Consider the following 16,693-nt stretch of genomic DNA (forward strand, 5'->3'; position numbering starts at 1 on the left):
CCATTGGGCCTTCTCAGCAAGGAAGTCTCCCCATGACCGCTATTCAATCGACCCCTGGAATTCTGGTGATTTATCCCCCACAAATTCCAGGCGCGACCACGCCCGTTATCAGTGATCCACCCTCAGCGCCGGGCACTGCCTTGATTGGCCTTCCACAGTCCATCTTTACTCAGACTGCCACGCGGGACGGTACCCTGGCGGCAGCGGTGAAGGTCAGAATTGATCCCCCGGCGCACGATGGCAAGGGCTATGACGCCATGTCGCTTTGGTTGGATGGCGTCATGCTTGAGAGCAAGCCCATCCCGTCCAGCGACTGGGACAAGGTGGCTTTTTTCGATCTTTTCGAATCACTGCTACGTGATGGCCGCATCAATACCCTGACCTACAAGATCCATCGCGCCAGTGAGAACGAGCGTGAATCAGAGCCGTTGTTGATCCTGTACAGCCGGGAACTGCCGGGCGGCAACGACGTCCCCGGCACTGGCGATCACCCGGGTCTGGACATCAGCCTGCCAGCCGAGCTGGGCGACCCGCCGCTCATCGGCAAGGACGAAGTGGACAAAGGCGTCCCTGTCACGATGTTCTACCCGTTCATGAAAGCCTACGACAAGATCACCCTGGAGCTTAACCGCGAGCGATTCACCTTCACGCTGCCACCCGGTGAGGAAGGCAAACCGTACGTGATCACCATCACCCGGGCCATGTTCGAGCAGGCCAGCAGCCATCCGCAATTTCCGATCTCCTACACCGTGGTCGACCAACTGAACAACCCGACGCATAAACGGCGCTGGTCGCGAATCATCAAGGCGGATGTTGACCTGGAGCGGGCCACGTTGAAGGCACCGGGCCTGAGTGAGGATCTAGACGACCCCACAGATGACCCGGACACCATTGACCTGGGCAAGTTGAAAGAATCTCTGTACGTGCAGGTCCACTTACTTTTCCCACCCTGGGTGGCCGGCGACATCCTCCGGATCAGCTATACCTGCACGCCACCCACGGGGCCCGTGGTGACAGACACTGAGGAACTCACTGAGGTTCGACCGCCGGTATTTCGCCAAGGGAAGGTGCCAGCGGCCAAGGTTCTGCCGGACAGTCAGGTGCAGGCGATTTATGAGCAGGTCAGAGATGGCAAGGTTATCGGTACCTCGAAGCCCGCCACGGCGCGGGTGATTGGCGAGGGGTTGCCGAACTTGCAAGCACCGCGCTTGATTAAATCCGACAACGGGGTGCTCAACCCGCTGGACCCGGCCAACCTGCAAGGTGCCAACGGTCAAGTGGAAGTGCTGGGTTTTCGTGCGGGCGACACCGTGCAGCTCATCGTCAAGGGCGCCCCTGGTGCTGGCTCGCCGACCTTCGCGGCCAAGCCGCTCAACGTCAACAGCCGCGCCAACTTTGCGCTGAGCAACGCCTTTATCGCGGCGAACATGGGTAAAAAAAAGCTCGAGTTCAGTTATGTGCTGATTCGCGGCGGCAGGTCATTCCCGTCACCGGTCTTGACAGCGTCCGTCGGCACGATCCCGGATAACCATCCGAGTCTGTCGACGCCAGCAATGGACGGTGCGATTGGCAAGGAACTGGACGTGACCAAGATGCAGGCCAGCGATCAGCTGCGGGTGGGTGAATGGCCGCAGCAAGTCAGCGGGCAGTGTGTCTGGGTGTTCTATGAAGGGACCGATGCCAACGGCACAGCGGTGACTTACGTGGACCGCAAAGGTGAGCCGCACACCACGCTGCCGGGTCTGATCCGGCCCGCACCGATTGACTGGTTGAAGACGCTCAAGGATGGGAGTGTGCTGACCATCAGCTTCAGGGTGAACTTTGACGGGGTGGCCAATGCGGCGACGGCGGTGGCCTTCCCGCTGCGCACCTATACTGTTAGCGCGGAGTATGACGTGCTGACCTTCACCAACGCGCCCTACACCATCGCCCCGGCTGGCCGGTTCAACGTTGAGTTGCTTCTCAGCACCAGCAGTAACACCCCCGTTCCCGAGGGCGAGGTCAGTCTGATTCTCCCGCCCAACTTTGAGTACGCCAATGGCGGCAGCGGCCCGCGCGACTTCATCACCGACGCTGTCGGCAGGCTCAGCGTCCGCGGCGTCAAAGGCGCTCTCATCCCCGACTCTTACAGTCTGAGCGCTATGAGTGGTGCTCAGGTCGGCAACGCAACCGTAACTGTTACGGGACTGGGGCCGGTCGGTAGCATCCCGGTCGGGAACGATCCGAGGGGGATCGCTGTCAGCCCGGACGGTACCCGCGCTTATGTCTGCAACCAGGGTAGCCACATAGTCTCGGTGATTGATACGGCGACGAATCGAATCCTGACGAACATCCTGGTCGGGAGCGCTCCGGCGGAGGTTGCCGTCAGCCCGGACGGTACCCGCGCTTATGTCTGCAACGAGGGTAGCTTCACGGTCTCGGTGATTGATACGGCGACGAATCGAGTCCTGACGAACATCCCGGTCGGGAACCATCCGACCGGGATCGCCGTCAGCCCGGACGGTACCCGCGCTTATGTCAGCAACTATGGTAGCCAGACGGTCTCGGTGATTGATACGGCGACGAATCAAGTCCTGACGAACATCCCGGTCGGGAACAATCCGAGGGGGGTTGCTGTTAGCCCGGACGGTACCCGCGCTTATGTTTGCAACATGTATAGCCAGACGGTCGCGGTGATTGATACGGCGACGAATCGAGTTCTGAGGAACATCTCGGTCGGAAGCCATCCGAGCGGGGTCACCGTCAGCCCGGACGGTACCCGCGCTTATGTCTGCAACTCTACTAGCCACACAGTCTCGGTGATTGATACGGCGACGGGTCGAGTCCTGACGAACATTCCGGTCGGGAACTATCCGACCGGGATCGCCGTCAGCCCGGACGGTACCCGCGCTTATGTCAGCAACTATCGTAGCCACACGGTCTCGGTGATTGATACGGCGACGAATCGAGTCCTGACGAACATCCCGGCCGGGGAAGATCCGCACGAGATCGCCGTCAGTCCGGACGGTACCCGCGTTTATGTCTCCAACATAAATAGCGCAACGGTCTCGGTGATTGGGAGCTAATCAGGGACACCCTTTAGCCAGTATCGAGTCAAGGCTAAATGTCCACTTACCCTGCAGTTCTAAACTGCAGGGTGTTTCCCTCGCCAAACCCGATCGGTTGAACCCGTCGAACCCGTTTCCTCATCGGAAAAGGATGGCACTTCGCGGAATTCGAGGTAACCATCAGTCGCTGCCCAGAAACGGTCGTGCGCTTCAACACCTCGAATGAAGGTCGGGGTAACCACTCGTCGCCACTGTCAGATCTGACAGTAGCCAGTCCGCCCCTGATCCCTGTGTGATAGCTCCAACTGCCGGACCCTCCCGGTATTTCCACGAAGGAGCGTTTTCATGATCACCGAATCCACCGAGACACTCGCTGAGACTTCGTCCGATAACACCGTTCTGGTCCTGTATGCGCCGGATGTACTCGGCAGCACCAAGCCAGTGGAGGATGGAGACTGTGGCGTGCCTATTCATATTTACGACTCACCCCCCATGGGCGCCAAGGTGAGGGTGGATGCGTACCTGGGGCAGGCACCGAACGATACCGTTACGCTGAACCTGAACGGCCAACTAAACATCGCCAGTAAGCAGACAGTTTCCACGGATGATTCTGTCTTCCTGTACATTCCCAAAAATCTGCTGAAGCCCGAGCTCGTCAACAGTCTCACCTATACGGTGACTCGTGGCAGCCAGAACATGGGCACCTCCAGGCCGCCGCTGGAGATGCTGTACAACGCCATCCGGCCCGGCAACGTGGACCGTGATCCGGGTGTCGACGGCCACTCCGAGCTGGAGTTGATCCTGCCCGACGTCATCAGGAACGGCGTCGGTCCCAACTTCGTCAGTGCCCAGGTGTGCGTGTCCTACCCCTATTGCCGGGCTTTCGACCGGATTTGGCTGAACTGCAACGGCTTTCCGGTGTACCACGACGTCACCCCGCTCGAAGCCCCTCCGCCGGTCTCGGCGACCCCGGTCACGGTATGTTTCCCCGTCACTCGCGCGGACCTGGAAAGCGCCAAGGACCATGCGCAGTTCAAGTTCTCCTACACCGTCACCGACCAGGTGGGTAACAACCCCGACCCTAACTCGCCGTGGTCGGCCACCCAGGTCGTCGACGTGGACCTGGCCGGCATTCGATTACCGGAACCGATCCTGCGGGAAATCCAGAATGACCCAACCGACGAGCCGAGCACCATCGACCTGGAAAAACTGGGCAGCAATCCGCTGCTGGTGATCGTCCTCACCAGTGATCACCGTTTCCAGGCGGGCGACAGCATCAGCGCGACCTACATCGCCACATTGCCCGGGCAAGCGGATGTGGTAGTGCCGGTGGTCGGTAGCGTCGAGGTCGACGAGTTTGGGCAGAAGAAGCCCTGCATCCTTCAGGTGGCTAACGACAAGGTGCTGGCCAACAGCGTGGTGCGGGTCAGCTATCAACTGATCAGAGGCGGTGTAACAGTCGCCGCATCCCGGACTGCCACGGCGCGGGTGATTGGCGAGGGGCTGCCGAACTTGCAAGCACCGCGCTTGATTAAATCCGTCAACGGGGTGCTCGACCCGCTGGACCCGGTCAACCTGCAAGGTGCCAACGGTCAGGTGGAAGTGCTGGGTTTTCGTGCGGGCGACACCGTGCAGCTCATCGTCAAGGGCGCCCCTGGTGCTGGCTCGCCGACCTTCGCGGCCAAGCCGCTCAACGTCAACAGCCGCGCCAACTTCGCGCTGAGCAAGGCCTTTATCGCGGCGAACATGGGTAAAAAAAAGCTCGAGTTCATTTATGTGCTGATTCGCGGCGGCAAGTCATTCCCGTCGCCGGCCCTGACAGCTACAGTCGGCACGATCCCGGATAACCATCCGAGTCTGTCGACACCGGCAATGGACGGTGCGATTGGCAAGGAACTGGACGTGACCAAGATGCAGGCCAGCGATCAGCTGCGGGTGGGTGAATGGCCGCAGCAAGTCAGCGGGCAGTGTGTCTGGTTGCGCTATGACGGGTTCGATACCAATGGTGTGGCAATCTTTTTCGAGGACTGTAAGGGCGAGCCGCACACCGCGCTGCCGGGTCTGATCCGGCCGGCACCGATTGAGTGGTTGAAGACGCTCAAGGATGGGAGTGTGCTGACCATCAGCTTCAGGGTGAACTTTGACGGGGTGGCCAATTCCGCAACGGCCGTGACCTTCCCGGTGCGCACCTATACTGTTAGCGCGGAGCATGACGTGCCGACCTTCACCAACGAGCCCTACACCATCGCCCCGGCTGGCCGGCTGAAGAACGTTGAGTTGCTCCTCAGCAACAGCAATAACACCCCCATCCCCGGGGGCAAGCTCAGTCTGACTCTCCCAGCCAACTTTATGTACGCCGACGGCGGCAGCGGCCCGCGCGACTTCATCACCGACGATGTCGGCAGGCTCAGCGTCAGCCGCGTCAAAGGCGCTCTCATCCCCGGCTCTTACAGTCTGAGCGCCACCAGTGGTGCTCAGGTCGCCAACGCAACTGTAACCGTTACGGGGTTGGGGCCGGTCGGTAGCATCCCTGTCGGGAACATTCCGGTCGGGATCGCCGTCAGCCCGGACGGTACCCGCGCTTATGTCTGCAACCATGCTAGCCACTCGGTCTCGGTGATTGAGACGGCGACCAATCGAGTCCTGACGAACATCTCGGTCGGGACCAGTCCGACCGGGATCGCCGTCAGCCCGGACGGTACCCGCGCTTATGTCAGCAACCAGGGTAGCGATACGGTCTCGGTGATTAAGACGGCGACGAATCAAGTCCTGACGACCATCCGGGTCGGGAATAATCCGACGGGGGTTGCCGTCAGCCCGGACGGTACCCGCGCTTATGTCTGCATCTATGGTAGCCACACGGTCTCGGTGATTGATACGGCGACGGCTCGAGTCCTGACGACCATCCCGGTCGGGACCTATCCGCACGGGATCGCCGTCAGCCCAGACGGTACCCGCATTTATGTCAACAACTATGGTAGCCACACGGTCTCGGTGATTGATACGGCGACGAATCAAGTGCTGACGAACATCCCGGTCGGGAACTATCCGTGGGGGGTTGCCGTCAGCCCGGACGGGACCCGCGCTTATGTCTGCAACATAAATAGCGCAACGGCCTCGGTGATTAATACGGCGACGAATCGAGTCCTGACGAACATCTCGGTCGGGACCAGTCCGGCCGGGATCGCCCTCAGCCCGGACGGTACCCGAGCTTATGTCTGCAACTATCGTAGCGACACGGTCTCGGCGATTAATACGGCGACGAATCGAGTCCTGACGACCATCCCGGGCGGGAACGGTCCGGCTGAGATCGCCGTCAGCCCGGACGGGAGCCTCGTTTATGTCTGCAACCAGCCTAACCACACGGTCTCGGTGATTGATACGACCAGATAAGGGGATAGATCTATTTATCCGGTTTTGGCGCGGCGTCGGCAGTGACCACGAAAGGGGGACATACCTATTTATCCGTCTCTCCTGTCGATTGAAAAGTCAGCAATAACTGAGTTGTTTAATCGACATCTCCAGATACTGATTCGGGCTACACATCCTTGCGCCGCTGCCTACGACTACGCCAGAATCCGCCGGCTTGTGCGCCTTGGGCCTGGGCTCTATCGTTTCCCGGTCGCTGAATAACAGCGATGGGGTTTGGTAGCCCGAGTTATACAAGGTGCAATGTATCGCCATTTGGGGCGTTTTTTTGTCTCGGCTCTATGGTGGTCATGCACAGGGCGCCTTCGGGCGCGCCGGTTCCCTTGTACCCGGTCTACCAACCTGCGTATGGCCACCACCCGTCGTTTGGTAGCGAGAGTGATGGCTCCTTTTTGTAGTACAAGGAGATTCATCTATGTTCAAAGTAACGCCCAATCCACCGGACACCGATCCGGCATCCCCGTGCGAACCACTCGATTCAAAAAAACTCCACGAAGCCGCCGACCACGCCCTCGATCACTACCTCAAACTGGCTGCCCACATCAAAGCCACCCCGCGCACACCCGGCACCATGTTCATCGTCAACCCGGAGCTCGATACCGAAACCCTGCTGGGCCATGCTTGCGAATCGCTGGCATCAGCCAATGTCATGACCATGGATCTGGCGGATCACATGGAGGGGTCGAGTCGCAATTCGCTGTTGGGCATTGCGCAGATCATCATGCTGGGCGAACTGGCGGTGAATCGGGCGCTGGATAACATCGATCCACAAGGCTGACAGGCGCACTGATCGTTCCCACGCAGTGGACTGACCCCAAAAGTTGGACACAACTGATGGGGTGCAGACCACTCGGAACCCTACCCGGATGCTTGGATAGCAAAGCAGCACGCCTATCTGTCAGCGCTCAAAAATGGGCAGAATTGATTGGTCATCTCAAGGATCGAGGATAGGTAATGAGTATTTTCAGTCGAATAAAAACTTTCGTAAGACGTGGCCAGGAAGAGCAAGTTGCCGGCTACTCCATACCCGAATTGAAGTCGGTTTTTGCTGAGCCTCTATCACGCCTCCCTCGGTCTCTGAGCGACTATCCGCAAGTGGTATCTTTGGACGATATCGGTATCTCGGCCTATTACTCTGCTTTCTTGATCGGCAATGAAGACACTCATAAGTTTTCGGCACTCGTCGAATCGAATTTCAGGTTCAAGACTGAAAAACTATTCAACGACCTTCCCGTAAAACGTTATTCAGATATCCGAGAAAACAACCACCTGATCTATTTCAGCTCCGACGGAGAATTTAACGCCACAACGATACGGATGGTTACGAACAGCGTCGAATTCCTGAACATCATTCAGCTTGAGAAATTGGCCGTTCCGCCACCCTGGATAGCGTTTGAGGGGTACAACCCTTTGTGGTGGGGAGGAAATATGCAAGGCGCTCAGGGTTACTATAACGACAGCTACTTCTCGCCGTTTTTACAAATTTAAGCGGAGCAGAGAGGGGAATTTATTACGCAAGGTACGACGCGCCGAATGAATGGATAAATAGCCTGGAATTGATGTACGACGAATGATCGTTCACCTTTCTGGAACAATAGCCGGAGCCGCCACCTGACCAATCTCCGGCGGCGGAGTCCGACTTTTTTTGCTTGACCGCTACGCGGCAAGCTCGACATAGCTAGACTCCCCTCCTCCAGTCGCGCCCGACAACCAACCCCATACGAAGGTCAGAGTGGTGCGTCCTGCGTGATCAACACCTACCGTGCCCCGAGACCAACCGGCAAGAATCTCACCATCCGTAGTCAAGCACTGATAAAGAAGCTCAATGGTATCGGGGCCTGTCACGCGTCCGACTTGATTACCCATGCGGATATGGCCGCCCTGGTAAGTACCCCAAATAGCATCTTCCTCGACATGGTAGTGAAATACGGTGCGTGCATCGGACAGCCCGTGGGCGTTGTCTGCTACCGAAAATCGGCGATTGTTCAAACGCTCGCTGATTTGAGAAAAGGGGATTTCCATAAATGTCGCGTCCTTTAGTCGAGATGTTCCATTCCAGCCTTCGATTAGCTTAAGCCATTTTGTCGCGACGGATGAAGGCACTGCTTAGCCGTCTCTGATGCTGCGAACTAACGACGAGGAGTAAATCCGCCCTATTCAGGTCTGCTTCGCAGCCCAACGGGGGCAAGCCCCCTCGCCACAAAAAACTCGTCAGCCTTAGCATTTCGTAATCTTTAAGATGGAATCCCAGACACAAAAAAGCCCACTGACCGTCACCGGTTCAGTGGGCTTTTGATTAGGCCTCTAGTTACAGAGCCATATCAGTCGCAGCATTAGCCTTCGGTGCCTTGGCAGGTGCAGCCGGAGCCGCGACCGGAGCCACCATCTGACCAATCGCCGGCGGCGGAGTCAACTGCAACACCTTGGCGGTGTAAGCCCACTCTTCAGCCACTTTCTCAGGACTGCCATTCAACTGAGTGCCATAGCTAGGCACGATCTGGTGCAGCTTTTCCTGCCAGGCTGGCGAAGCAACCTTGTCCTTGAACACCTTCTGCAGCACGGTCAGCATGATCGGCGCAGCAGTCGATGCACCCGGCGAAGCGCCCAGCAAACCTGCAATGGTGCCGTCTTGCGAGGCAACAATCTCGGTACCCAACTTCAGCACGCCACCAGCGGCTTCATCACGCTTGATGATCTGCACGCGTTGGCCGGCTTGCCACAGGCGCCAGTCTTCGGCTTTGGCGTTCGGGAAGTATTCTTTCAGGGCGTTGAGGCGGTCTTCGTCAGACAGCATCAGTTGGCCAGCAAGGTACTCGACCAGCGGGTATTCCTTGATGCCGACTTTGGTCATTGGCCACACGTTGTGCGTGGTGGTGGTGGTCAGCAGGTCCAGGTACGAGCCTTCTTTCAGGAACTTGGTGCTGAAGGTCGCGAATGGGCCAAACAGGATGACGCGCTTGCCGTCCAGGACACGGGTGTCCAGGTGCGGAACCGACATCGGCGGTGCGCCAACGGAGGCTTTGCCGTAGGCCTTGGCCAGGTGTTGCTCGGCGATGGTCGGGTTTTCGGTGACGAGGAACGAGCCGCCTACCGGGAAGCCTGCGTATTCCTTGGCTTCAGGAATGCCGGACTTCTGCAGCAGGTGCAGTGCACCGCCGCCCGCGCCGATGAAGACGAACTTGGCGTCGGTTTCGGTTTTGGTGCCGTCTTTCAGGTTTTTGTAGCTGACGCGCCAGCTGCCGTCTGCGTTCTTGGTGATGTCTTGCACTTCGCTAGACAGTTTCAAGTCGAACTTTGGCGTGGTTTGCAGGTGCGCAACGAACTGGCGGGTGATCTCGCCGAAGTTCATGTCGGTACCGATCGGGCTCCAGGTGGCCGCGACTTTCTGGTTCGGGTCACGCCCTTCCATCATCAGCGGAACCCACTTCTTGATCACAGCGGGGTCTTCGGAGTACTGCATGCCGGCGAACAGCGGGCTTGCTTGCAGGGCTTCGTAGCGCTTTTTCAGGAACTTGATGTTGTCATCGCCCCACACAAAGCTCATGTGTGGCGTGGAGTTGATGAACGAACGCGGGTTCTTCAGCACGCCTTGCTGAACCTGCCAGGCCCAGAACTGACGGGAGATCTGGAAGGCTTCGTTGATTTCAACGGCTTTCGTGATCTGAACGTTGCCTTTATCGTCTTCCGGGGTGTAGTTCAACTCGGCCAGGGCGGAGTGACCGGTACCGGCGTTGTTCCAGCCGTTGGAGCTTTCCAGGGCGACGCCGTCGAGGCGCTCGACCATTTCCATCGACATACCCGGTTCCAGCTCGTTGAGCCAGACACCGAGGGTCGCGCTCATGATGCCGCCGCCAATCAGCAGTACATCGACTTTCTTTGCCTCTTCCGCTTGCGCGGACGCGATCCCCATCGACAAAGCCAGCCCCAGCAGGGCCGTGTTCATTTTTTTAAACATGTGTAGCACCTATGATAAAACGCCATCCGCCCTTCCATCCCCACGCTTGAGGCCCCTGGTTCACGGCATGCAGGCAGCATGCTGTGGGTTCCGCACGCATAAGGATTGGAGGGTGGGCACACAAGGCCGACGTGTCTCCATCGACCTCAGTTTATATGTCCCTACTGAACTGACTTTTTATCGTTATTGGCTTCAGCTACTTGAGCGACAGTGATTCTGTTGGCGCGTCTCAAGGACGCGCAAACTGAATAGGTCAAAGCAAGTTAGGGCGAAGAATATCACGACACGGCAAACCCGCGCGTCTGTTCCCGACTTGATAGTCCGCCTCGGCCACTATACTCATCGTGCTTTTCTCGATGAGCCGGTGAGGAGATGTCATGAGCGACAAAGTTGATCTGCGCAAATATTCCTCCCTAGTGGTCGACGGCGTGGAACGCACGCCCGGCCGCGCCATGTTGCGTGCCGTGGGTTTCACGGACGAGGACTTCAAGAAGCCGCAGATCGGCATCGCCTCCACGTGGGCGATGGTCACGCCCTGTAACATGCACATCGACAAGCTGGCGATTGAAGCCGAAAAAGGCGCGAATGCCGCCGGTGCCAAGGGCGTCATTTTCAACACGATCACCATTTCCGACGGCATCGCCAACGGCACCGAAGGCATGAAGTATTCGCTGGTGTCGCGGGAAGTGATCGCCGACTCCATTGAAGTCGTGGCCGGCTGCGAAGGCTTCGATGGTCTGGTGACCGTGGGCGGTTGTGACAAGAACATGCCGGGCTGCCTGATCGGCATGGCGCGGCTGAACCGACCTTCCATCTTTGTCTATGGCGGCACCATCCGGCCGGGCGCTGGCCACACCGATATCATCTCCGTGTTCGAGGCTGTGGGTCAGCACGCGCGGGGGGATATCAGCGAGATTCAGGTCAAGCAGATCGAGGAAGTGGCGATTCCAGGCCCCGGCTCCTGCGGCGGCATGTACACAGCCAACACCATGGCTTCCGCGATTGAGGCGTTGGGTATGAGCCTGCCCGGTTCCAGCTCTCAGGAGGCCGTCGGCAGCGACAAGGCGTCGGACAGTTTCCGCGCCGGTCAGCAGGTCATGGAGCTGCTGAAACGAGATATCAAACCGCGCGACATCATGACCCGCAAGGCCTTTGAAAATGCGATTCGGGTGGTGATCGCCCTCGCCGGCTCGACCAATGCCGTGCTGCATCTTCTGGCCATGGCGCATGCCGTGGATGTCGAATTGACGCTGGATGATTTTGTCGAGCTGGGCAAGGTGTCCCCGGTGGTGGCCGACCTGCGTCCCAGCGGTCAATACATGATGAGTGAACTGGTGGCCATCGGCGGCATTCAGCCGCTGATGAAGCGCATGCTCGCCGCCGGCATGCTGCATGGCGACGCGCTGACGGTCACCGGTAAAACCCTGGCCGAAAACCTGGAAAACGTACCCGATTACCCCGAGGGTCAGGACGTGATCCTGCCCTTCGACCAACCGATCAAAAAGGACTCGCACCTGGTGGTGCTGCGCGGCAACCTCTCACCCACCGGCGCCGTGGCCAAGATCACCGGCAAGGAAGGTTTGCGCTTTGAAGGCACGGCGCGCGTGTATCACGGCGAGGAAGGTGCGCTGGCCGGTATCCTCAACGGCGAAGTCAAAGCCGGCGACGTGATCGTGATTCGCTACGAAGGCCCCAAGGGAGGGCCCGGCATGCGCGAAATGCTCTCGCCGACTTCGGCGGTGATGGGCAAGGGGCTGGGCAAGGACGTTGCGTTGATCACCGACGGCCGTTTCTCCGGCGGTTCACACGGGTTTGTGGTGGGCCATATCACGCCCGAAGCCTTTGATGGCGGGCCGATCGCGCTGATTGAAGACGGCGACAAGATCACCATCGATGCTGAAACACGGCAGATTACGGTCGATGTCTCCGACACCGAACTGGCCGAGCGCAAAACCCGCTGGGTGCGCCCGGAATCCAAGTACAAACGCGGGGTGTTGGCCAAGTACGCGAAGACCGTGTCCAGCGCCTCGGAAGGCGCCGTGACGGATAAGTACCTGTAATCGACTTTGTTAGGACTGACGCCTTCGCGAGCAAGTCGGATCGCCGCACCGCCGCTCCCACATTTGATCTCCAGTGAGTACAGATTTGTGTACGACAGAGATCAAGTGTGGGAGCGGGCTTGCTCGCGAAGAGGCCTTTACAACCACCGAAAATCATCGGCTCGGCACACAAACCTCAAAGGCGAAACCGATCCACCGACTGCGACAGCTTACCCGCCAAAGTGGACAGCTCATCGGTGGTCGAAGCAGTCCGGCCGATGATTTTGCTGTTGCCTTCGGACATGCCGGCAATCATTTCGACCTGATGGGCGATTTCGTTGCTGGCCAGGCTCTGCTCACCGATGGTGCGGGTGATGTCGTTGACCAGTTGCGTGGTGTTCAACGTGGCGTCGAGGATTTCGCGGATGGCGCGCTCGACATCGGCGGTCACGGCCATGCCTTTGTCGACCTGCGCCACGCCCGCCTCCATGCTGGTCACCGCCTCGCGGGTACTCTGCTGGATGCGTGAGACCATCGTGGCAATTTCCTGGGTGGAGGCGCTGGTGCGTCCGGCCAGGCTGCGCACTTCGTCGGCCACCACGGCAAATCCACGGCCCTGCTCACCGGCACGAGCGGCTTCGATCGCGGCGTTGAGCGCCAGCAGGTTGGTTTGGTCGGCGATTCCCTTGATCACCTGGATGATGCTGAAAATCCCTTCGGACTCCTTGTCCAGCGTGCGGATCACCTGGGCGGATTGCTGCGCCGAACGCGCAATACCGTCCATGTCGTTGACCACCTGATGGATCACGCGGCCGCCATCCTTGGCCAGTGCCTCGGCTTGATTGGCCATGTTCAACGCACGTTCGGCATGCCGGGTAATTTCCTCGATACTCGCGGTCATTTCGCTGGCAGCAGCTGCCATAGTGCTGGCGGCTACGCTTTGCTGCTGGCTGCTACCGGCGACTTCGTGGCAGCCACTGCTCAATTGCTCACTCATGCCGCTCACGCCGTGGGCGTTGCTGCGCACGACTTCGATCATGCCGCGCAGGTCGCGCTGCATGGTCGCGAGGCTGCGAATCAGGGCGCTCGCTTCGTCGTTGTGAGTGGGCTCGACAATCGGTTCACTCAGGTTGCCATGGGCGATGCTGTCGGCGATGCGGCTGGCGGTCTGCAACGGCCCCATGATGCTCAGCATCACTCCACGCCCCAGGGCCAGCAGCAATAACAGGCTGGCGATGAGGACGCCGCCAAGGATGAAATTGGCGTTACTGATGACTTTCTGAGTGCCGGCACTGGTCTGTTGGGTGTTGGTTTCGATCAGTTCGCTGAGTGCGGCCAACTGATCTTCCAACTGGCTGAATACGCTACTGAAACCGCCCAGTTGTTGTTGCGCGGCCTCCGGATTTTCCAGCGCCAGCCCGACGATGCGTTCGGCTGCGCTGATGTAGGTATCGAGGCTGGGCTTGATCTTGTTCAGGGCCCCCTTGATGGTGTCGTTGACCGGCAGCTTGAGGTTTTCACCGAGCATTTCACGAAAATGCGCCGCATGTTCCTCGATGGAACTGCGCACCTCGGCTTTGCTGCTGGTGCTTTTACCCAACCCGACCAGCATCGCGGACAGCACGTCGGCGCGTAACGCGTCGTGCATCATGTCGGCTTCGAGGTGATTGCGCAGCACGGCCATACTGACCTCGTTGTCTTTCACCGCCTCCGCCATCTGGGTGTTTCCCAGGTAACTGACCAGACTCATGATCAACGCGGTAATCAGCCCGGTGCCAATCAGCAGAATCAAACGTAATTTTATGGACACTCTGTGGATCCTCTCTCAGCACGTTTGTCAGTGGCGTAAAGCCAACTGCGGATTGGCTTGCTGAAAAGGTTATCGACTGGCACGAGTGGTTAATGAAGCGAATACCCATACGCGCATGTCTTTTACGACATGCGGTATGTTTTTTCGGTTTTGAGGGCGCCCGAATCAGGCAGCGGAGAAGAAGTAGCGCGTCAAGTGAAAAAAGATCGGCGCGGCGAAGCAAATCGAGTCCATCCGGTCGAGCATGCCGCCGTGACCTTTGATCATGGTTCCCCAGTCCTTGGCGCTCAGACTGCGTTTGATCGCCGACATGACCAGACCACCGAGGAAGCCCATCACCACGATGACGAACGACATCATCAGTGACTGCCAGAAACTGAAAGGGGTCATCCAGAACATGCAGCCGCCAATCAGCGTTGCAGACAGGCCTCCACCGACCAGACCTTCAACCGTTTTTGACGGACTCACCAGCGGCGCTACCTTGTGCTTGCCGAAGAGCTTGCCGAACACGTACTGCAACACGTCACTCAACTGAACGACGAACACCAGATAGAACAGCAGCAACGCGTTTTGGCCGGTGAATCCTTCCAGATCCAAAAGCAAAAGTGCGGGCGCATGGCTGATGCAATAAATGCAGATCATCACGCCCCACTGGATCTTCGCCGTCCTTTCCAGGAAGCCGTCAGTGTCCTGACTCAGCACCGCAATCGCCGGTAACAGCAGGAATGAGTACACCGGAATCAGCAGCGTGAACATCGAATACCAGTGAGTACCGATCAGAGTGTATTGCAGCGGGATCAGGATGAAGAACGCCGAAAACAGCGCGTTATGGTCACCTCGTCGGGTCGGTGTCAGGGTGATGAACTCCCTGAGCGCGAACAGTGAGATGAAACCGAACAGGACGACCGTTGCATTACCGCCCAGCAAGTAGGAAACGAAGAAGATGATGACCATCCCCCACCAGGCATTCACGCGCTGATTGAGGTTTTCGATGGTCGAGACAGCGCCTTCCGTTTTGGCCCGCCGGGCCAGCAGTCGACCGGCGAGCGAAGCAATCGCCAGCAAGCATGCCAATCCAAAAAAGAACCACAAAAACTTTGCTTCAAGACTCATTTCGACAGCCCCACAATGGCGTTACGCGCGCGTTCCAGAAACACCTGTTTATCCTCGCCAGCAATCCTTTCCATCGGATTGCCGATACGGATCGTGCAGATGATCGGCAGAGGGACGTGTTTGCCTTTGGGCATGGAGCGATGAAGGTTTTCCAGGTAGATCGGCACCAGGTCGACATCGGGGAAGGTCTCGGCCAGCCGGAAAAGACCTGATTTGAATTCTCCGGGCAGTGCCTCGGATGAGCGAGTGCCTTCCGGAAAGAAGATGATCGAATGACCCGCCTGCACCACATCGAAAATGGGCTCCAGCGCGTTTTTACCAGGCGCCGGTTTACGGTCAATCAGCACCGCGTTCAGGCCTTTCTGGGAGATGTACGACAGAAACCGGTTCTTTCCCCAGTAATCGGCAGCGGCGATCGGCTTCACATTCAACCTGGCCTCGGGCGGCAGGGCCGCAATGATGGCCAAGGTGTCCATGTGACTGGTGTGATTGGCGAAATAGATTCGCTGACGCGTGAGATCTGGCGGGCTCTCCCATCTGGCCGTGACGCCAATCAGCAGTCGAAGAACAGAAATCAGCGCATTACTGATCCACATGGTCGGCCCCCCTCAGCTGCTTGGCGATCGCCAGCGTTCGGGTGACGCAGGTGGCGACTGAGCCAATGGCGATGACAGCCAGCGCGATCAATAGGACGTAGTGAGTGCCATAAACGTTTGCTTCGATGGCATTCAGCAGCAGTCCTGCGGTCATCACGGCCATTCGATGCTGTTTGGCCATAGGGCCGATGAAGGTCTGCTTGAGGCCAATCGAGCCGCCGAACACCCTGACATAAGCAGTAAGGGCTGCCGCCAGGGCAGCGAACCATCCGAGGTCGGATTGGCCAATGGCATACCCCAACCCTACGATCAGCAGGCTGTCGGCAATCCGGTCCGGGAATTCGTTGTAGAGACTGCCGATATCGGACTTCTTGCCGCCCTCTATCGCCACCATCCCATCGAAGAGGTTGCACAGCAGGCGCAACTGAATGCCGATCGCGCAGCAGATCGATCCAATGACACCGCTATCAATATTGAGCGCCACGACGCCGGCAAACGCGAAGGCGATGCTGGCGACGGATATCTGATTGGGGGAAATGTCTCTTTTCACCAGAATGTCGGTGATGCGTCTTGCCCAGCCCGCAGAGCGCGTCTTGATGGGCCTTCTGTTGTCATCCACTAGCCAATATCCCTATAAATGATGAGTTACTACGTGTTGCATTGTAATGGCGAGTTGCGCCGACTACACCCAGCAATTGCAGTCT

At 58.3% G+C, this 16,693-nt stretch carries 11 protein-coding genes and 1 pseudogene; 5 read left to right on the forward strand and 7 right to left on the reverse strand.

Translation table 11 applies throughout. The features are described 5' to 3' along the window. Positions 1 to 32 precede the first annotated feature (32 nt). From ACYZTZ_RS15540 to ACYZTZ_RS15555, 4 genes are all read left to right on the forward strand, one after another. The gene (locus ACYZTZ_RS15540; protein WP_461998859.1) at positions 33 to 3,065 is read left to right on the forward strand and encodes a beta-propeller fold lactonase family protein; all 3,033 of its coding nucleotides are present in this window, start codon (positions 33 to 35) and stop codon (positions 3,063 to 3,065) included. Between the two features lie 327 nt (positions 3,066 to 3,392). Further along, positions 3,393 to 6,440: a beta-propeller fold lactonase family protein gene (locus ACYZTZ_RS15545; protein ID WP_461998860.1), complete on the forward strand. Its 3,048-nt coding sequence runs from the start codon at positions 3,393 to 3,395 to the stop codon at positions 6,438 to 6,440. Positions 6,441 to 6,891: 451 nt separating this feature from the next. After that, positions 6,892 to 7,254: a DUF6124 family protein gene (locus tag ACYZTZ_RS15550; protein WP_461998861.1), complete on the forward strand. Its 363-nt coding sequence runs from the start codon at positions 6,892 to 6,894 to the stop codon at positions 7,252 to 7,254. Between the two features lie 176 nt (positions 7,255 to 7,430). Further along, positions 7,431 to 7,964 (forward strand): hypothetical protein, encoded by a 534-nt coding sequence (locus tag ACYZTZ_RS15555; protein ID WP_461998862.1) that lies wholly within the window; start codon positions 7,431 to 7,433, stop codon positions 7,962 to 7,964. A 168-nt stretch (positions 7,965 to 8,132) separates the two neighbouring features. On the opposite strand, the gene ACYZTZ_RS15560 is transcribed toward ACYZTZ_RS15555, so the two are convergent. Together ACYZTZ_RS15560 and mqo are read right to left on the reverse strand one after the other, a co-directional pair. After that, complete coding sequence (locus tag ACYZTZ_RS15560) at positions 8,133 to 8,498, reverse strand: hypothetical protein (RefSeq protein ID WP_283180662.1); 366 nt, start codon at positions 8,496 to 8,498, stop codon at positions 8,133 to 8,135. Between the two features lie 286 nt (positions 8,499 to 8,784). Continuing rightward, positions 8,785 to 10,431 (reverse strand): malate dehydrogenase (quinone), encoded by a 1,647-nt coding sequence (mqo, locus tag ACYZTZ_RS15565; RefSeq protein ID WP_461998863.1) that lies wholly within the window; start codon positions 10,429 to 10,431, stop codon positions 8,785 to 8,787. Positions 10,432 to 10,808: 377 nt separating this feature from the next. On the opposite strand from mqo, the gene ilvD reads away from it, so the two are divergent. Beyond that, a complete protein-coding gene (ilvD, locus tag ACYZTZ_RS15570) occupies positions 10,809 to 12,491 on the forward strand; it encodes a dihydroxy-acid dehydratase (RefSeq protein WP_461998864.1) in 1,683 nt (560 codons plus the stop codon). Between the two features lie 175 nt (positions 12,492 to 12,666). Here the strand turns inward: ilvD and ACYZTZ_RS15575 are convergent, their stop codons facing one another. The 5 genes and pseudogenes from ACYZTZ_RS15575 to ACYZTZ_RS15595 form a co-directional block, all read right to left on the reverse strand. Continuing rightward, entirely contained in the window at positions 12,667 to 13,530 is an 864-nt protein-coding gene (locus ACYZTZ_RS15575) for a methyl-accepting chemotaxis protein (protein WP_442965804.1), read from the reverse strand. Beyond that, positions 13,525 to 14,280, reverse strand: a pseudogene (locus ACYZTZ_RS15580) (MCP four helix bundle domain-containing protein); the annotation flags it as partial. The pseudogene ACYZTZ_RS15580 and the gene ACYZTZ_RS15575, both read right to left, overlap by 6 nt. A gap of 165 nt (positions 14,281 to 14,445) precedes the next feature. Continuing rightward, the gene (locus tag ACYZTZ_RS15585) at positions 14,446 to 15,393 is read right to left on the reverse strand and encodes a phosphatidate cytidylyltransferase (protein WP_461998866.1); all 948 of its coding nucleotides are present in this window, start codon (positions 15,391 to 15,393) and stop codon (positions 14,446 to 14,448) included. Continuing rightward, positions 15,390 to 15,989 carry a lysophospholipid acyltransferase family protein gene (locus ACYZTZ_RS15590; RefSeq protein WP_046049021.1) on the reverse strand — a complete coding sequence of 200 codons (600 nt, stop codon included), beginning with the start codon at positions 15,987 to 15,989 and terminating at the stop codon, positions 15,390 to 15,392. Before ACYZTZ_RS15590 ends, ACYZTZ_RS15585 begins: the two co-directional genes overlap by 4 nt. Next, positions 15,976 to 16,608, reverse strand: a complete 633-nt coding sequence (locus ACYZTZ_RS15595) for a CDP-alcohol phosphatidyltransferase family protein (RefSeq protein WP_461998867.1) — start codon at positions 16,606 to 16,608, stop codon at positions 15,976 to 15,978. The genes ACYZTZ_RS15590 and ACYZTZ_RS15595 overlap by 14 nt, the downstream gene beginning before the upstream one ends. Between the last annotated feature and the right edge of the window lie 85 nt (positions 16,609 to 16,693).

Source organism: Pseudomonas sp. LB3P58, assembly GCF_054897895.1.

Bases quoted from the DNA above. Each gene is read 5' to 3' on its own strand.
- ACYZTZ_RS15540 (WP_461998859.1), top strand. From the start codon at position 33: ATGACCGCTATTCAATCGACCCCTGGAATTCTGGTGATTTATCCCCCA.
- ACYZTZ_RS15545 (WP_461998860.1), top strand. From the start codon at position 3,393: ATGATCACCGAATCCACCGAGACACTCGCTGAGACTTCGTCCGATAAC.
- ACYZTZ_RS15550 (WP_461998861.1), top strand. From the start codon at position 6,892: ATGTTCAAAGTAACGCCCAATCCACCGGACACCGATCCGGCATCCCCG.
- ACYZTZ_RS15555 (WP_461998862.1), top strand. From the start codon at position 7,431: ATGAGTATTTTCAGTCGAATAAAAACTTTCGTAAGACGTGGCCAGGAA.
- ACYZTZ_RS15560 (WP_283180662.1), bottom strand. From the start codon at position 8,498: ATGGAAATCCCCTTTTCTCAAATCAGCGAGCGTTTGAACAATCGCCGA.
- mqo (WP_461998863.1), bottom strand. From the start codon at position 10,431: ATGTTTAAAAAAATGAACACGGCCCTGCTGGGGCTGGCTTTGTCGATG.
- ilvD (WP_461998864.1), top strand. From the start codon at position 10,809: ATGAGCGACAAAGTTGATCTGCGCAAATATTCCTCCCTAGTGGTCGAC.
- ACYZTZ_RS15575 (WP_442965804.1), bottom strand. From the start codon at position 13,530: ATGCAGCGCGACCTGCGCGGCATGATCGAAGTCGTGCGCAGCAACGCC.
- ACYZTZ_RS15585 (WP_461998866.1), bottom strand. From the start codon at position 15,393: ATGAGTCTTGAAGCAAAGTTTTTGTGGTTCTTTTTTGGATTGGCATGC.
- ACYZTZ_RS15590 (WP_046049021.1), bottom strand. From the start codon at position 15,989: ATGTGGATCAGTAATGCGCTGATTTCTGTTCTTCGACTGCTGATTGGC.